This window comes from Micromonospora purpureochromogenes (genome assembly GCF_900091515.1).
In the GTDB taxonomy this organism is placed as follows: domain Bacteria; phylum Actinomycetota; class Actinomycetes; order Mycobacteriales; family Micromonosporaceae; genus Micromonospora; species Micromonospora purpureochromogenes.
In genome coordinates, this window is the sequence record NZ_LT607410.1 from 3,077,590 (window position 1) to 3,090,757 (window position 13,168).

The 13,168-nt window shown below is 76.7% G+C and carries 15 protein-coding genes; 6 read left to right on the top strand and 9 right to left on the bottom strand.

Translation table 11 applies throughout. The features are described 5' to 3' along the window. Positions 1-140 precede the first annotated feature (140 nt). The gene (locus GA0074696_RS14220) at positions 141-1,226 is read left to right on the top strand and encodes an NYN domain-containing protein (RefSeq protein WP_088961552.1); all 1,086 of its coding nucleotides are present in this window, start codon (positions 141-143) and stop codon (positions 1,224-1,226) included. Between the two features lie 69 nt (positions 1,227-1,295). Here GA0074696_RS14220 and GA0074696_RS14225 read toward each other — a convergent pair whose 3' ends face one another. Genes GA0074696_RS14225 through GA0074696_RS14235 form a run of 3 tightly spaced genes read right to left on the bottom strand, consistent with a single transcriptional unit; the run spans position 1,296 to position 3,039 of the window. Further along, positions 1,296-1,961: a DUF3618 domain-containing protein gene (locus GA0074696_RS14225; RefSeq protein WP_088961553.1), complete on the bottom strand. Its 666-nt coding sequence runs from the start codon at positions 1,959-1,961 to the stop codon at positions 1,296-1,298. A 17-nt stretch (positions 1,962-1,978) separates the two neighbouring features. Continuing rightward, entirely contained in the window at positions 1,979-2,389 is a 411-nt protein-coding gene (locus GA0074696_RS14230; protein WP_088961554.1) for a phage holin family protein, read from the bottom strand. Continuing rightward, complete coding sequence (locus tag GA0074696_RS14235; protein ID WP_157745922.1) at positions 2,386-3,039, bottom strand: hypothetical protein; 654 nt, start codon at positions 3,037-3,039, stop codon at positions 2,386-2,388. The genes GA0074696_RS14230 and GA0074696_RS14235 overlap by 4 nt, the downstream gene beginning before the upstream one ends. Positions 3,040-3,220: 181 nt before the next feature. Between GA0074696_RS14235 and GA0074696_RS14240 the strand changes: the two genes are divergently transcribed. Further along, positions 3,221-3,457, top strand: a complete 237-nt coding sequence (locus tag GA0074696_RS14240; protein ID WP_157745924.1) for a hypothetical protein — start codon at positions 3,221-3,223, stop codon at positions 3,455-3,457. Between the two features lie 37 nt (positions 3,458-3,494). On the opposite strand, the gene GA0074696_RS14245 is transcribed toward GA0074696_RS14240, so the two are convergent. Then, the gene (locus GA0074696_RS14245; RefSeq protein WP_088961557.1) at positions 3,495-3,938 is read right to left on the bottom strand and encodes a hypothetical protein; all 444 of its coding nucleotides are present in this window, start codon (positions 3,936-3,938) and stop codon (positions 3,495-3,497) included. Next, positions 3,931-5,211 (bottom strand): molybdopterin-dependent oxidoreductase, encoded by a 1,281-nt coding sequence (locus GA0074696_RS14250; protein WP_088964555.1) that lies wholly within the window; start codon positions 5,209-5,211, stop codon positions 3,931-3,933. The genes GA0074696_RS14245 and GA0074696_RS14250 overlap by 8 nt, the downstream gene beginning before the upstream one ends. 331 nt (positions 5,212-5,542) lie before the next feature. Between GA0074696_RS14250 and GA0074696_RS14255 the strand changes: the two genes are divergently transcribed. After that, a complete protein-coding gene (locus GA0074696_RS14255) occupies positions 5,543-6,604 on the top strand; it encodes an NAD-dependent epimerase/dehydratase family protein (RefSeq protein WP_088961558.1) in 1,062 nt (353 codons plus the stop codon). Positions 6,605-6,879: 275 nt separating this feature from the next. On the opposite strand, the gene GA0074696_RS14260 is transcribed toward GA0074696_RS14255, so the two are convergent. Further along, positions 6,880-8,361 carry a hypothetical protein gene (locus GA0074696_RS14260; protein ID WP_407940584.1) on the bottom strand — a complete coding sequence of 494 codons (1,482 nt, stop codon included), beginning with the start codon at positions 8,359-8,361 and terminating at the stop codon, positions 6,880-6,882. A gap of 145 nt (positions 8,362-8,506) precedes the next feature. Between GA0074696_RS14260 and GA0074696_RS14265 the strand changes: the two genes are divergently transcribed. Genes GA0074696_RS14265 through GA0074696_RS14275 form a run of 3 tightly spaced genes read left to right on the top strand, consistent with a single transcriptional unit; the run spans position 8,507 to position 10,493 of the window. After that, entirely contained in the window at positions 8,507-9,181 is a 675-nt protein-coding gene (locus GA0074696_RS14265; RefSeq protein ID WP_088961559.1) for a glycosyltransferase family 2 protein, read from the top strand. Beyond that, on the top strand, positions 9,178-9,858 hold the full coding sequence (locus tag GA0074696_RS14270) for a TIGR04282 family arsenosugar biosynthesis glycosyltransferase (RefSeq protein ID WP_088961560.1): 681 nt from the start codon (positions 9,178-9,180) through the stop codon (positions 9,856-9,858). Before GA0074696_RS14265 ends, GA0074696_RS14270 begins: the two co-directional genes overlap by 4 nt. Beyond that, complete coding sequence (locus GA0074696_RS14275; RefSeq protein WP_088961561.1) at positions 9,855-10,493, top strand: methyltransferase domain-containing protein; 639 nt, start codon at positions 9,855-9,857, stop codon at positions 10,491-10,493. Before GA0074696_RS14270 ends, GA0074696_RS14275 begins: the two co-directional genes overlap by 4 nt. Positions 10,494-10,708: 215 nt before the next feature. Here GA0074696_RS14275 and GA0074696_RS14280 read toward each other — a convergent pair whose 3' ends face one another. From GA0074696_RS14280 to GA0074696_RS14290, 3 genes are all read right to left on the bottom strand, one after another. Then, positions 10,709-11,737, bottom strand: coding sequence for a sensor histidine kinase (locus GA0074696_RS14280; protein WP_088961562.1), 1,029 nt, complete (start codon positions 11,735-11,737; stop codon positions 10,709-10,711). Next, complete coding sequence (locus GA0074696_RS14285) at positions 11,730-12,425, bottom strand: response regulator transcription factor (RefSeq protein ID WP_088961563.1); 696 nt, start codon at positions 12,423-12,425, stop codon at positions 11,730-11,732. Before GA0074696_RS14285 ends, GA0074696_RS14280 begins: the two co-directional genes overlap by 8 nt. Before the next feature lie 105 nt (positions 12,426-12,530). Next, entirely contained in the window at positions 12,531-13,103 is a 573-nt protein-coding gene (locus GA0074696_RS14290) for a sigma-70 family RNA polymerase sigma factor (protein WP_407940585.1), read from the bottom strand. Positions 13,104-13,168: the final 65 nt, after the last annotated feature.

A 13,168-nucleotide genomic window follows, 5' to 3' on the forward strand; every position in this document is an offset into this window, starting at 1 on the left:
GCTGTCCTCGATCTGACTCCGCGGGGCGCGGCCGGGGTGCCTGTCCGCCGCCAGGGCGGCGCGGATGGCCGGCGCGGCCCGCCGGGCGCGCCGGGCGACGTCGGCGGTGCCGGGCCGGCCCCGGGCGTAGGCTGACCTGCGTGGATCACGAAGACCGGATCGCCCTGTTCCTCGACTACGAGAACCTCGCGCTGGGGGCGCGCGACCACCGCGGCGGCATGGCCTTTGACTTCCGCCCCATCGCCGACGCCCTCGCCGAGCGGGGCCGGGTGGTCGTGCGGCGGGCGTACGCGGACTGGTCGTACTTCGACGAGGACCGCCGGATGCTCACCCGGTCGCACGTCGAGCTCATCGAGATACCTCAGCGCATGGGCGCCTCCCGCAAGAACGCCGCCGACATCAAGATGGCGGTGGACGCGGTGGAGTTGGCCTTCGAGCGCGAGTACATCTCGACGTTCGTGATCTGCACCGGCGACAGCGACTTCACTCCGCTGGTCCACAAGCTCCGCGAGCTCAACAAGCGGGTGATCGGCGTCGGGGTGGAGAAGTCCACCTCCGCCCTGCTGCCGCCGGCCTGCGACGAATTCCTCTACTACGACCGGCTGGAGGGGGTCGACATCCCGCCGACCCGGGCCCGGCGGGCCCGTCCGGCACGGGTGCCCAGTCCGCAGCAGGTGGAGCAGGAACAGGTCGAGCAGGAACCCGAGCCCCAGGCGGCGGTCGAGGAACCGGTCCGCGACGTGGACACCCTCGCGGGGCTGGTGGCCCAGACGGTGGCCGGTCTCCAGGGCAGCTCCGGCGGCGAGGTGACCGCGTCGACGTTGAAGCGCACCCTGCTGCGCAAGGACCCGACCTTCAGCGAGTCCGACTACGGGTTCCGCACCTTCGGCGAACTCCTGCGCCACCTCGCCAAGCAGAACGTGGTCGAGCTGGCGGAGGGCCCGGCCAAGGGCGACCCGGAGGTCTCCCTGCCCGAACACGGCGACCGGGAGGAGGCGTTCGGGCTCCTGCGCGCCGTGGTCCAGGACCTGGCCGGCGCCGACGGCGCGGCGGCACTGTCCGGCCTGAAGAACCAGCTCCGGCGGGCGCGGCCCGACTTCAGCGAGAAGAAGCTCGGATACCGCAGCTTCCTCCAGTTCTGCAAGGCGGCCGCCACCAGCGGCGTGGTCCACCTGGAATGGAACGCCGACGCCGACGACTACCTGCTCACCCCGCAGGCTTCCTGACCCGGCCGCGTCGGCCGGGACCACCCGCGAACTGACTCCCAGCACCGGGTGGACCCCGCCGACCGGCCCTCACCATCTGCGTGGCGCCTCCCGCGCGTCCTCGCGGATGTGCTGCGCCTCCCCGACGCCCGTGTCGCGGACCGAGGCCACGCCCTGGGCCGCGGTGGACCTGACCTGCTCGGTCGCCTGGTGGACGGGTTCGCGCAGGTTGTCCTGCACGCCGTGCATCATGCCGCTGGCCTGCTGCTTGAGCTGGTCCGAGTGTTCCATGGCCTGGTGCTTGACGCGCTCGGCCAGCTCCCGCTCCTTGTGGCTGGGCCGCAGGAGCGACGAGGCCAGCGCGCCCACCCCGAAGGCGATGAGACCCGCGGCGAGCGGATTGCCCTCGGCCCGTTCCCGCGAGGCATGGGTGAGGCCCCGCGCCCGCTCGCCGGCGGTGGCGGCGCCGTGCTGCGCCGTACCGGTCAGGTGTTGCGTGGTGTCGGACAGCCGGTTGGTGGTGGCCGAGGCCCGCTGCGTCACGCCGGACGCCTGCTGGCTGGCCACGTCCCGCGCGTGCCTGGCGTTGCCCATGATCGCGTCGACCATGCGGCTGAGCCGGCCACGGGCCCGGTTCACCGGCGCGGCCGCGATGCGACGCGGGTTGACCCTGTCGGTCAACGCGTCGACGTCGCTGCTCAACTCCGCTCTGGCTGCCTCGATGTCGTACCGGATCCGGTCCGGATCGGTGGACATGACGTCTCCCTTCGGTTTCAGCGGCCTTTGACCGCGTCCGGAATCTCCTGCGCGGTCTGTCTGGTACGCCCCAGGGCGGTCACCGTTCGTAGCTGCCGGCGCGCCCGGGAGGCGAGCACGGCGCCGATCACCGCCCAGATGATGGCGACGATCAACGCGGCCCAGCCCTGGTCCATGACGTTGGACAGCGCCCACCACAGGGCGTGGGACAGGAACACCAGGGTCAGCAGCGCCGCGATCGCCGCGGCGGCGAACATGGCTGCCACCATGCCGAAGCTGCGTGCCTCCGCCCGCAATTCGGCCTTGGCGAGCTCGACCTCCTTGCGCAGGAGGTAGGAGAAGTTGCGGCTGGCGTCGGCGAGCAGCTCACCGATGGAGGCCTGGGTCTTGTCCGGACCCCCGCCCGCGCCCATGGGCGATGCGCTCATGGGCCCACCTCATGGCCCGTCGGACCGTGGCGGACCGGCGCGGTCATCCCCGGACTCGCCGGCACGTTCAACGGCGTCTCGGCCGCCGCCGGCGGGCCCTCGCCGGCGAACCTGCCGGCCTCACCGCCACCGCCCTGGCCGTCCTGGCCGCCGGTGAGGGCGCGGCCCAACCGACCGGCGAGCAGCCCGGCGATCGCGGCCCCGGCGAGGAAGGTCCCGGGGTGCCGGCTGGCGTAGTCGCGTACCTCGCGCACCAGGGCGCCGGGTTCGCGCTCGTCCAGCCAGCCCGCGGCCTGTTGGGCGGCGTCCGCGCCCCGGCGGACGACGTCGGCGGCCATGCCGCTCTGGTCGGCGCAGTCCGCCATGGACCGCAGTTGCGTACCCAGCGTGCGCAGGCTCTCGGCGGCCCGCCGCTGCTGCTCCTCGGCCTGCGTCCGGGCCTGCGCGGAGGCCTCGCTGAGCAGGTTGCGCGCCTGCTGCCGGCCCTCCGAGGCGACCTGCCGGCCCTGTTCCATCGCCTGTCGGGCGGCGTGTCCGCCGGCCTGCGCCGTCTCCTGGCCGAAGCGGCCGGCCTCCTGCCGGACCTGTCCGGCCGTGCCGCCGCGCGATCCGTCGCCGGATACAGGAGGTGATTCCCTACCCGTCGTCATGCGATCTCCCTTCGTCGGGGCCCGCCCTTCGGGCAGGAACGGGAACGCCGGTTACCCCTCGCCGCCCGGTGTACACGTCCATCCGGCTGCCGGCCGTCCTCGCGACCTGGCACCCGCCAGCCGAACGGGTGTAGCTGCCGATTTCGCCGCCGACGTCCCGACGGATTTGGACAATGGACGCATGAGAATGACCATGTTGCAGAAGAGGCGGGCGGCGCGGATGCACCGCCGGAACTGGTGGCCGCTGGCGGCGGTCGTCGTCACCGCGGGAGCGGCCGGTGCCGCGGCGCTGCGGCGGCGTAAGGGCGCCGGTGCCGAGAACTGGGTGGGCTCCGGCGGCGAATCCCCGACCCCGACCCCGGACGTGATGACCCCCGCCGGCAGCCGCACGGACAACCCGTTGTCGCCCAAGAGGTGACGCCGGGCGGCCAGCCGTCCGACGGCTTCCCCCCGGCTCAGCGGTGTCGCCACCGGCGCAGCGCGTACAGCGCCGCGCTGGCGGCGAAGAGCACCCCGCTGACCGCCAGCCAGCGGGTCAGCAGCGGCCGGGGGGTCAGGCCGGTCGCCGCGGTGTACGTGCCGTCGCCCAGGCCGAGGACGCCGGGCAGGTGGACGAGCAGGAGCAGCCCGGCGGCGAGCGCGGGCACCCGGACGTGGTTCAGCGCCGACGGGCCGCCCCGGCGGCCCGCTCCGGCGCGCAGCGCCCGGTCGGCCAGCGCGTAGACCGGGAACAGCAGCAGGTCGTGGGCGATCACCGCGCCGAGGAACCAGAGCAGCATCCGCACCGCGGACCCCTCCCCGGCCAGCCGCAGCACGATCCAGCCGGTCACCGCGAAGCAGCCGAGCAGGAGCAGCAGGTGCCAGGGCGCTGCGCCGTAGGCCCGCCGGAACCTAGCCATCGGCGCGCCCCTCGAAGGCGATCTCCCGGACCCACTTGGTGCAGTGCACCCCCGGCAGCGCCGGCACGATGATCCGCGCCGGATAGCCGTGGTCGGGGGAGAGGTCGACCCCGTTGACCCGCAGGGCGAGCAGGGAGTCGGGGTCGCGGACCTGGTTGGCCTGCAACCGGGCCTGGCGGAACAGGCCGGCCCGCTCCAGCGACCGGACCGACGCCGTGGCCGCCTCCGGCGCGCCGACCAGCGCGGCGAGGTCGCGCAGCCGCACCCCGGTCCAGGTCTGCGCCGTCGACCAGCCCTCCACGCAGGCGATCGGCAGGTCCGCCGTGTGCTGCGCCATCGCGAGCAGGCGGTCCCGGTCCAGCTCGACACTGCGGTCGCCGCCGCGCACGATCAGCCGCCAGCCCGCCCCGGTGTCGGCGGGCTGGATGCCGGCCGCGGCGGCGCTGCGGTTGACCGGGAATCCGTTCGGCCCGTCGCCGGGTTGCCGACCCCGGGGCAGCAGCAGCGCGGTGCGGCGCAGCACCCCGTCCAGGCTCTGCCCGACGGTCAACGCGGCCAGCAGCAGCGCGCCGCCGCCGGCCAGGCCCAGCACCCCGCGCCGGCTCATCGTCGCCGGGCCGGGCCGCCGGGACACCAGGCCGTCCGGATCCGCCGGCTCCGGCCCGGTCCGCTCCACCGGGGTACGCGCGAAGCCCGGCCCGCGCAGCGCCGTGACCATCCGGGGCAGCTTGATCGCCACGTGGGTGACCAGGGCGGCGGTGAAGACCCAGGCGCCGTACCAGTGCGCGGTGTAGAAGTCGAACCCGAACAGGTACGCGTACTGGATGTTGAGCAGGCCGGTGGCCGCCTCGAAGAGGATCCCGCCGACCAGCAGCAGCAGCGACAGCCGTTCCAGCACCTGGGCCACCGAGCGGGCCGGCGGCCAGTCGAAGAGCTTGGGCACCACCGACCAGAGCTTGCCCAGCACCACCGGGACCAGCACGATGCCGAGCGTCACGTGCAGGCCCTGGGTGAGCCGGAACAGCCAGGCCGGCCGGGTGGGCCAGCCGAAGACGGGCGGGTGCAGCCAACCCACGTCGCGGGGGAACGCCTGGCCGAGCCGGGGTCCGTAGGCGATCCAGTCCAGCAGCCCGGTGACGATCACCAGCGGCAGGGCGGCGAGCAGGACCGCCCCGAACACCGAGGTCAACCACGGCCCGCGTACCGGGCTGCGCCAGGCGTCGGCGGTGGCGTCGACGCCGGGCGGGCGGTGCCGGTCCAGCGCCCGCCACAGTCGCGCCGGGTAGGCGTACCCGTGGGTGTCGGTGGCGCCGGCGGACGTCCCGGCGGCGGGGGCTCGCGGCCCGGACCGGTCGGCCGCCCGGCCCGGCCCGGCGCGCCCGGGCGTCGGGTCGCCGGGCGGTGGCGGCGGGTCGGCGGGCACGGGACCTCCTGCGGGCGGGACTGCTCGGGCGCGGTGGCCCTCGTGCAGGACGCTAGACGGCGACTCCGCCCGCCGGCCCGGTTTGCCGCATTACCGAAGGCTTACCGCCGGTCCTTACGGAGTGCTGACGTCCGGCCCGAACCGGCCCGCCGGGCCGCCGCGCTGACCTAGCGTGACGGGAATGCGGGTACTGGTCACCGGCGCGGCCGGGTTCATCGGATCGCAGGTCGCGGACCTGCTCGTCGCCGAGGGGCATCAGGTGGTGTGCCTGGACGCGTTGCTGCCGCAGGCGCACGGCGGCGCGCTCCCGGAGTGGTCGCGCCGGCACGACCCGGTGATCGGCGACGTGCGGGACCCGGGGCTGCTCGACGACCTGCTGGCCGGGGTGGACGCGGTGTGCCACCAGGCGGCGATGGTCGGGCACGGGCTGGACCCCTCCGACGCCCCCGACTACGCCAGCCACAACGACTACGGCACGGCGGTGCTGCTCGCCGCGATGCACCGGGCCGGCGTGTCCCGGCTCGTGCTGGCCAGCTCCATGGTGGTCTACGGCGAGGGGCGCTACGGCTGCGCCCGGCACGGCGTCGTCCGGCCCGCCCCGCGCCGCGCCGCCGACCTGGCCGCCGGCCGGTACGACCCCACCTGCCCGGAGTGCGGCGACACCCTCGCCGCCCTGCTGGTGCCCGAGGACGCCCCGCTGGAGCCGCGCAGCACGTACGCGGCCAGCAAGCTGGCGCAGGAGCACCTGGCCGCCGCCTGGGCCCGGCAGACCGGGGGCGGGGTGTGGGCGCTGCGCTACCACAACGTCTACGGTCCCCGGATGCCCCGCGACACCCCGTACGCCGGGGTCGCCTCGATCTTCCGCTCGGCGCTGGCGGACGGCCGGCCGCCCCGGGTGTACGAGGACGGCCGGCAGCGCCGCGACTTCGTGCACGTCACCGACGTGGCGCGGGCGAACCTGCTGGCGCTGACCGCACCCGCCCCGGACGGCCTGGTGCCGCTCAACGTCTGTTCCGGCGAGCCGCACACCGTCGGCGACCTCGCCGCCGCGCTGGCCTCCGCGATGGGCGGGCCGGCCCCGGTGGTGGTCGGCGGCGCCCGCGCCGCCGACGTACGGCACGTGGTCGCCGACCCGGGCCGCGCGCGCGAGCTGCTCGGCTGCACCGCCCGGGTCGGCTTCCTCGACGGGGTGACCGCCTTCGCCACCGACCCCCTCCGCGCCCCGGCCGCCGTAGCAGCCTGACCCACCCCCAGCCCTGGCGCCGCACCCCGCCAGCCCCACCGGCCCGCGCCCCGCCCCGAAAGCGCACTTTCTCTGAAAGAGTCGCCTCGGACGGCGGAATGGGCCCTCTTTCTCTGAAACTGCGGTCGGGCGGTCGGGCGGTCGGGCGGTCGGCCGGTCGGGCGGTCGGTCGGGCGGTCGGGCGGGCGGTCGGGCGGTCGGGCGGCCGGGGTCGGCGGCGGGGCGGCGTGGCAGGGGGAGTGGCGCGGTGAGGCGTTGGGTGAGGGGGCTTGCGGTCAGGAGACGGTGAAGAGGAGGTGGTTGACGGCCAGGGCGGTGATTGCCTGGCCGGCCAGCCACCAGCGGCGGGCCGGCGCGGGCAGGTGCGCGGCGGCGACCAGCAGCCAGACCGCGAACGGCAGCCAGATCCGCTCCACCTCGGCCTTGCTCATGCCGGACAGGTCGGCACCGACCACCGCCAGCGCGGCGGCGGCCGGCAGCAGCACGGTCGGCCCGAGCAGCCGCACCCGGGACGCCGGCGCGACCGGCCGGCGGTGCGTGAGGAGGCCGCCGACCAGCCGGCCGAAGCCCCCGATCGCCGGTGCGGGCGAGGGCGCCTCCGCCGCACCGGCCCCGGACCGCGCCGTGCCGCGCCAGCCCGCGCGGGCCGCCAGCAGCGTGCGGCGCAGCGCCGGCCCGACCACCGGCCCGGCCGAGAGCAGCAGGGCGGCCAGGTTGGCCCAGACCCAGTATCCGTACGGGCGGTCGGCCGCCCAGCCCTGGTAGTAGCGCTCGACCACCCGGTCGTACCCCTGCCACCAGTGGAAGCCGGCGAGGGTGAAAGCCAGCACCACCGCGGCCACCCCGGCCGCCCCGGCCACCAGCGCGCCGCGCCGACCCGAGGGCCGCAGCGCCAGCACCGCCAGAGCCAGCGGCCCGACCAGCACGAAGCCGTACGACAGGTGCAGCGCGAAGCCGAGCAGCAGCCCGCCGGCCAGCGCGGTCGCGGGTCCGCGTACCGCCAGCAGGGCCAGCCCGGCGGCGACCACGCCGGTGAAGACGCCGTCGGCGGAGGCGCCCACCCAGACCGCCCCGGGCAGCAGCACCAGGAACGGCAGCACCGCCCGGGCCGCCTCGCCGGCGCCCAGCGCCCGCAGCGCCAGCGGTACGGACACCACGACGCTCGCCCCGACCAGGACGCAGGCCAGCGCCGCCGCCGTCCCGCCGCCCAGGCCGACCCGGTCCAGCCCGACGAAGAACAGCAGCGCGCCCGGCGGATGGCCGGCGGTGTGGGTGGACCACGAGTCCGGCTGGAAGTCGAGGATCCGGTCGGTGAAGCCGGCCAGCATCCGCCGCACGTCGGTCACCCCGGGCACCTCGTGCAGGTACTCCGCCTGCGGGGTGAGCCGCCGGGTCAGCCCCGCCGACCAGCCGTCCACCAGCGCCAGGGCCAGCGTCCACGCCACCGCCGCCAGGTAGCCGCCGCCGAGCAGCGGGCCCCACCGGGCGGTCCGCGCCCAGCGCAGCCCGGGGCCGAGCACGACGCCGGCGACCAGCAGCGCCGCCGGCGTGCCCCAGCCCAGGTGCGGCCGCCAGGTGGCGTAGAGCGGCGCGGCGTCGGCGTGCAGGCCCACCCCCCGGTGGTTCAGCACCGCGCCGACCGCCACCGCGGCGGCCAGCAGCGCCGCCTCGACCGCCAGCACGACGAGGTCGCCCCGGTCGCGGGCCGGGGCACGGTCGGCGGCGGGCGAGCGGGGGAGGGTGGCACCGGGTCTCATGTCGACCGGACGGTACGCACCTGCGCGCCGGCTCGTCAGCCGAACCACCGGTACGTCACCGGACGGTAAGAAATGCCAGCTCGGTAAGCGTTCCGTAAGGCCGAACGCGACGCGGGCGGCCCCGGGCGGACCTAGCGTCGGCGGTATGCCGACACAGATCGACGTGGTGCTGCCGTGCCTGGACGAGGCCGCCGCCCTGCCCGGCGTGCTGACCGCGCTGCCGCCCGGCTACCGGGCGATCGTGGTGGACAACGGCTCCCGGGACGGCTCGCCCGAGGTGGCCGCCCGGTACGGCGCCCGGGTGGTGCACGAGCCCCGCCGGGGGTACGGCGCGGCCGTGCACGCCGGGATGGAGGCCGCCGAGACGGAGCTGGTCTGCGTCCTGGACGCCGACGGCTCCTTCGCCCCGCAGGAACTGCCCGCCCTGGTCGCCCCGGTCGCCGAGGGGATCGCCGACCTGGCCGTCGGCCGCCGCCGCCCGGTCCGCGTCGGGGTGTGGCCCTGGCACGCCCGCGCCGGTACCGCGCTGGTCGCCGCGCTGCTGCGGCACCGGGGCGTACCGTTGCGCGACCTGAGCCCGATCCGGGTGGCCCGGCGGGAGGCGCTGCTGGCTCTCGGCGTCACCGACCGGGCCTTCGGCTACCCGCTGGAGCTGCTGATCCGGGCCGCGGCGGCGGGCTGGCGCATCCACGAACTCGACGTCGCCTACGCCCCCCGTGCCGTCGGCACCCGCTCCAAGGTCTCCGGCTCGGTCCGCGGCACCCTGCGCGCCACCCGCGACTTCGCCGCCGTGCTGCGCAGCGTGGACGGCCCCCGGTGACCGTGCTGCTGGTGGTCGCCAAGGCGCCCGTGCCCGGCGCGGTGAAGACCCGGCTCTGCCCGCCCGCGACCGGCGTGCAGGCCGCCCGGGTGGCCGCCGCCGCGCTGCGGGACACCCTGGACGCCGTCCGGGAGACCCCCGGCGTGACGCCGGTGCTGGCCTTGGCCGGCCGCCTCGCCGACGCCGTGGACGCCGCCGCGCTGACCGCCGCCGTCGCCGGCTGGCCGGTCCTGCCGCAGCGCGGCGTGGACTTCGCCGCCCGGCTGGTGCACGCTCACGCCGACGTCGCCGACGCCTTCCCGGGCCGTCCGGTGCTCCAGATCGGCATGGACACCCCGCAGCTGACCCCGGCGCGGCTGGCCGCCGCCGTACGCCGGCTGGCCGACGCCGACGCCGACGCGGTGCTGGGCCGGGCCGCCGACGGCGGCTGGTGGGCGCTGGGGCTGCGCGACCCCCGGCAGGCGGTGGCGCTGCGCGCGGTGCCGATGTCGACCCCGGACACCGGCCGGTCGACCTGGTCGGCGCTGGTCGAGCGGGGGCTGCGTACCGTGCCGCTGCCGGTGCTGCGGGACGTGGACGACTGGTCGGACGCCCGGGCGGTGGCCGCCGCGGTCCCGGGTGGTCGGTTCGCCCGGCAGGTCGCCGCGGTACGCCGGGCCATGGTGGTGCGGGCGTGACCGCGCCGGCCGTGGACGGCTTCGCCGCCGCCCTGCGCGACCGGGGCGGGGATGCGCACTGGCTGGTGCCCGCCGACGGGCTGCGCCGCCGGCTGCCGGTGGACCGGTGGCACCGCCCGGCCGACCCGGCGGACACGGCGGTGCTCGCCCGCTGCGCCGGTCCCACGCTGGACCTGGGCTGCGGACCGGGCCGGGTGACCCTGGCCCTGACCCGGTCCGGGCTGACCACCGTCGGCGTGGACGTGTCGGCCCGGGCGGTGGCGCTGACCCGGGCCCGGGGTGCGGTGGCCGTGCAGGCCGATCTGTTCGGCCCGCTGCCGGCGGAGGGACGCTGGGCGCACGCGGTGCTGCTGGACGGGAACATCGGCATCGGCGGCGACCCGGCGGCGCTGCTGCGCCGGTGCCGGGCGCTGCTGCGGCCGGGCGGCACGGTGCTGGTGGAGCTGGAGCCGCCGGGGTCCGGCGCCTGGCAGGGGCAGGTCCACGTGCTGACCGGCCGGCGCCGGGGGCCGAGCTTCCGCTGGGCCTGGCTGGACACCGCCGCGGTGGCGGGCCCGGCGGCGGCGGCCGGGCTGGCGGTCGGCGAGGTGTTCCGGGCCGGCCGCCGCTGGTTCGCCGAGCTGACCCGCCCCTGACCGCCCGGCCGCGCCGGAACGCCCGCGACCTGGGTCGGCCGCCGGTGCGGCCACTGGCCGCCGTGCGCAACGCCCGTGACCGGGGTCGGCCACCGGTGCGGCCACTGGCCGCCGTGCCGACGCCCGCAACCGGGGTCGGCCACCGCCCAGCCGGCCGCGACCCGCGTCGCCGGTCCGGGCGGGTGGGCGTGCTGACCGTCTGCCGGGACGGGCGGTCAGCCGTCGGCCAGCGGCAGCCGGACGACGAACCGGCACCCGCCGGCGACGTTGCGCACGTCGACCCGGCCGCCGTGCGCCTCGACCAGCCCGCGCACGATCGCCAGGCCCAGCCCGCCGGAGCCCTCGGTGCCGCCGTTGCCCGGCCGGGGCGTGCGGGCCCGCTCGCCCCGGAAGGCCACGTCGAAGAGCCGGGGCAGGTCGTCCTCGGGGATGCCGCCGCAGGTGTCCGCCACGGCGAGCCAGGCGGCGTCGCCGTCGCGGCCCGCGTCCACCCGGACGGTGCCGTCGTCCGGGGTGTAGCGCACCGCGTTGAGCAGCAGGTTCCCCACCACCCGGGCCAGTTCCGGCTCGCTGGCGGTCACCGTCGGCCAGCCCGACTCGGCGGCGACCAGCCGGATCCGGCGGGCTGCGGCCAGCGGCGCGGTGCCGGCCAGGGCGTCGGAGACCAGGTCACCCAGCGGCACGGCGGACAGCGACAGCCGCAACGCCCCGGCGTTGATCCGGGACAGTTCGAACAGGTCGTCGACGAGGCGGGTCATCCGGTCGGTCTCGACCCGGATCCGCCGGTGGTACTCGTGCACGGTCGCCGGGTCGGCGACCACCCCGTCCTCCAGCGCCTCGGCCATAGCGCGCAGCCCGGCCAGCGGCGTGCGCAGGTCGTGCGACACCCAGGCGACCAGGTCGCGGCGGCCCTTCTCGATCCGCCGCTCCCGCTCCCGCGCCTGGTCCGCCCAGACCGCCGCCGCGGCGAGCCGCCGGCCGAAGAGCCAGCCGACGGCGAGGCTGACCACCGCCGCGGCGGAGACGGTGATCAGCACGACCTCCAGGTCGTGCGGGGAGAGGAACATCGCCTCGGCGATCACCGCGACGCCGGCCGCCACCGCGCTCACCGTCATCGCCAGCAGGACGGCGATGTGCACCGTGATCGACCGGCCGCGCAGCAGCCGCAGCGCCCCCGCGCCGAGCAGCCCGACGCAGCAGGCCGCGGCGAGTGCCGCCCCGAAGATCAGCGCCAGGTCAGCCATCGACCGGCTCGTACCGGTAGCCGACGCCCCACACCGTGACGATCCGGCGCGGGTCGGCCGGGTCGGCCTCGATCTTCTCCCGCAGCCGCCGCACGTGGACGGTGACGGTGGACTGGTCGCCGAAGCTCCAGCCCCAGACCCGCTCGAGCAGCTCGGCCCGGCGGAACGCCCGTGCCGGGTGCCGCATCAGGTGGGCCAGCAGGTCGAACTCGCGCAGCGTGAGGGCCAGTTCCCGACCGTGCAGCCGGGCCACCCGGGGGCCGGTCTCGACGGTGAGGCCGCCGTCGGTGAGCACCTCCGCTACCGCGCCGGCCGGCTCGCCGCCGGCCCGGCGCAGCACCGACCGCACCCGCAGCACCAGCTCGCGGGGGGAGAAGGGCTTGCTCAGGTAGTCGTCCGCGCCCAGTTGCAGGCCGAGGATCCGGTCGGCCTCGTCGCCGCGCGCGGTCAACATCACGATGGGTACGCCGTCCGGCCGCTCGCGCAGCCGCCGGCAGACCTCCAGCCCGTCGACCCCGGGCAGCATCACGTCGAGCACCACCAGCTGCGGCGGCGCCGCGGCGACGGCGGCCAGCGCGGCGGCGCCGTCCCCGACGTGGTCCACCTGGTAGCCGGCGTGTTCCAGGTAGCGGCAGACCACGTCGCTGACCGTCCGGTCGTCGTCGACGACCAGCACCCGTTGCGGCACGGCGTACCTCCCCCTCGTGCCGGTCAGCGTAGCCGTGGGCCGGGCCGGTGCCGGGGCGCGGAAACCTTGCGATGTCCTTACGGACGATCCGGGCCGGCGGCGGGGTCAGCCGGCGCGGGTGTCCGTCCGGGTGGCGCGGTCGGCCATGGCGTCGACGAGATCCGCCCGGGCCCGCGCCACCCGCGACCGGATGGTGCCGACGGGACAGTCGCAGACCTGCGCCGCCTCGGCGTACGAGAGCCCGAGGAGCTGGGTGGCGACGAAGGCCTCGCGCCGCTCGGCGGGCAGTTGCCGCAGCAGGGCGTCCAGCACCACGACGTTCTCGAACCGGCCCGCCGACGGCGGGTCGTACCCGTCGATGGTGGTGGCCGGCGGGCGGGCGCGCCGGGACCCGAGGTGGTCGGCGGCGACCCGCCGGGCGATGCCGAACAGCCAGGTCCGCGCCGAGGACCGGGCGGCGAACCGGGGCAGCGCGCGCATCGCCCGCAGGTACGTCTCCTGCACCAGGTCGTCGGTCTCCGCGTCGGCCAGCAGGTGGTGCAGGAACCGCCAGGTCGGGCCCTGGGTGGCCCGGACGAACGCGGCCAGCGCCAGCGGGTCGCCCCGCCCGGCGGCCAGCGCCCACGCGGTCACCTGCTCGTCGCCCTCGTCCACCACAGCCGCTCCCTCGTCCACCACGCCCCACCTCCTACGACGAATCGTAGTAGGCCGGTTCTCCGTGTCGGCCGGTGGTACGGACGAAC

What these genes read in the sequence shown, in the direction of transcription:
- GA0074696_RS14225 (WP_088961553.1), bottom strand. Translation starts at nt 1,961, where the DNA reads ATGTCCACCGATCCGGACCGGATCCGGTACGACATCGAGGCAGCCAGA.
- GA0074696_RS14230 (WP_088961554.1), bottom strand. Translation starts at nt 2,389, where the DNA reads ATGAGCGCATCGCCCATGGGCGCGGGCGGGGGTCCGGACAAGACCCAG.
- GA0074696_RS14235 (WP_157745922.1), bottom strand. Translation starts at nt 3,039, where the DNA reads ATGACGACGGGTAGGGAATCACCTCCTGTATCCGGCGACGGATCGCGC.
- GA0074696_RS14240 (WP_157745924.1), top strand. Translation starts at nt 3,221, where the DNA reads ATGAGAATGACCATGTTGCAGAAGAGGCGGGCGGCGCGGATGCACCGC.
- GA0074696_RS14245 (WP_088961557.1), bottom strand. Translation starts at nt 3,938, where the DNA reads ATGGCTAGGTTCCGGCGGGCCTACGGCGCAGCGCCCTGGCACCTGCTG.
- GA0074696_RS14255 (WP_088961558.1), top strand. Translation starts at nt 5,543, where the DNA reads ATGCGGGTACTGGTCACCGGCGCGGCCGGGTTCATCGGATCGCAGGTC.
- GA0074696_RS14260 (WP_407940584.1), bottom strand. Translation starts at nt 8,361, where the DNA reads ATGAGACCCGGTGCCACCCTCCCCCGCTCGCCCGCCGCCGACCGTGCC.
- GA0074696_RS14265 (WP_088961559.1), top strand. Translation starts at nt 8,507, where the DNA reads ATGCCGACACAGATCGACGTGGTGCTGCCGTGCCTGGACGAGGCCGCC.
- GA0074696_RS14280 (WP_088961562.1), bottom strand. Translation starts at nt 11,737, where the DNA reads ATGGCTGACCTGGCGCTGATCTTCGGGGCGGCACTCGCCGCGGCCTGC.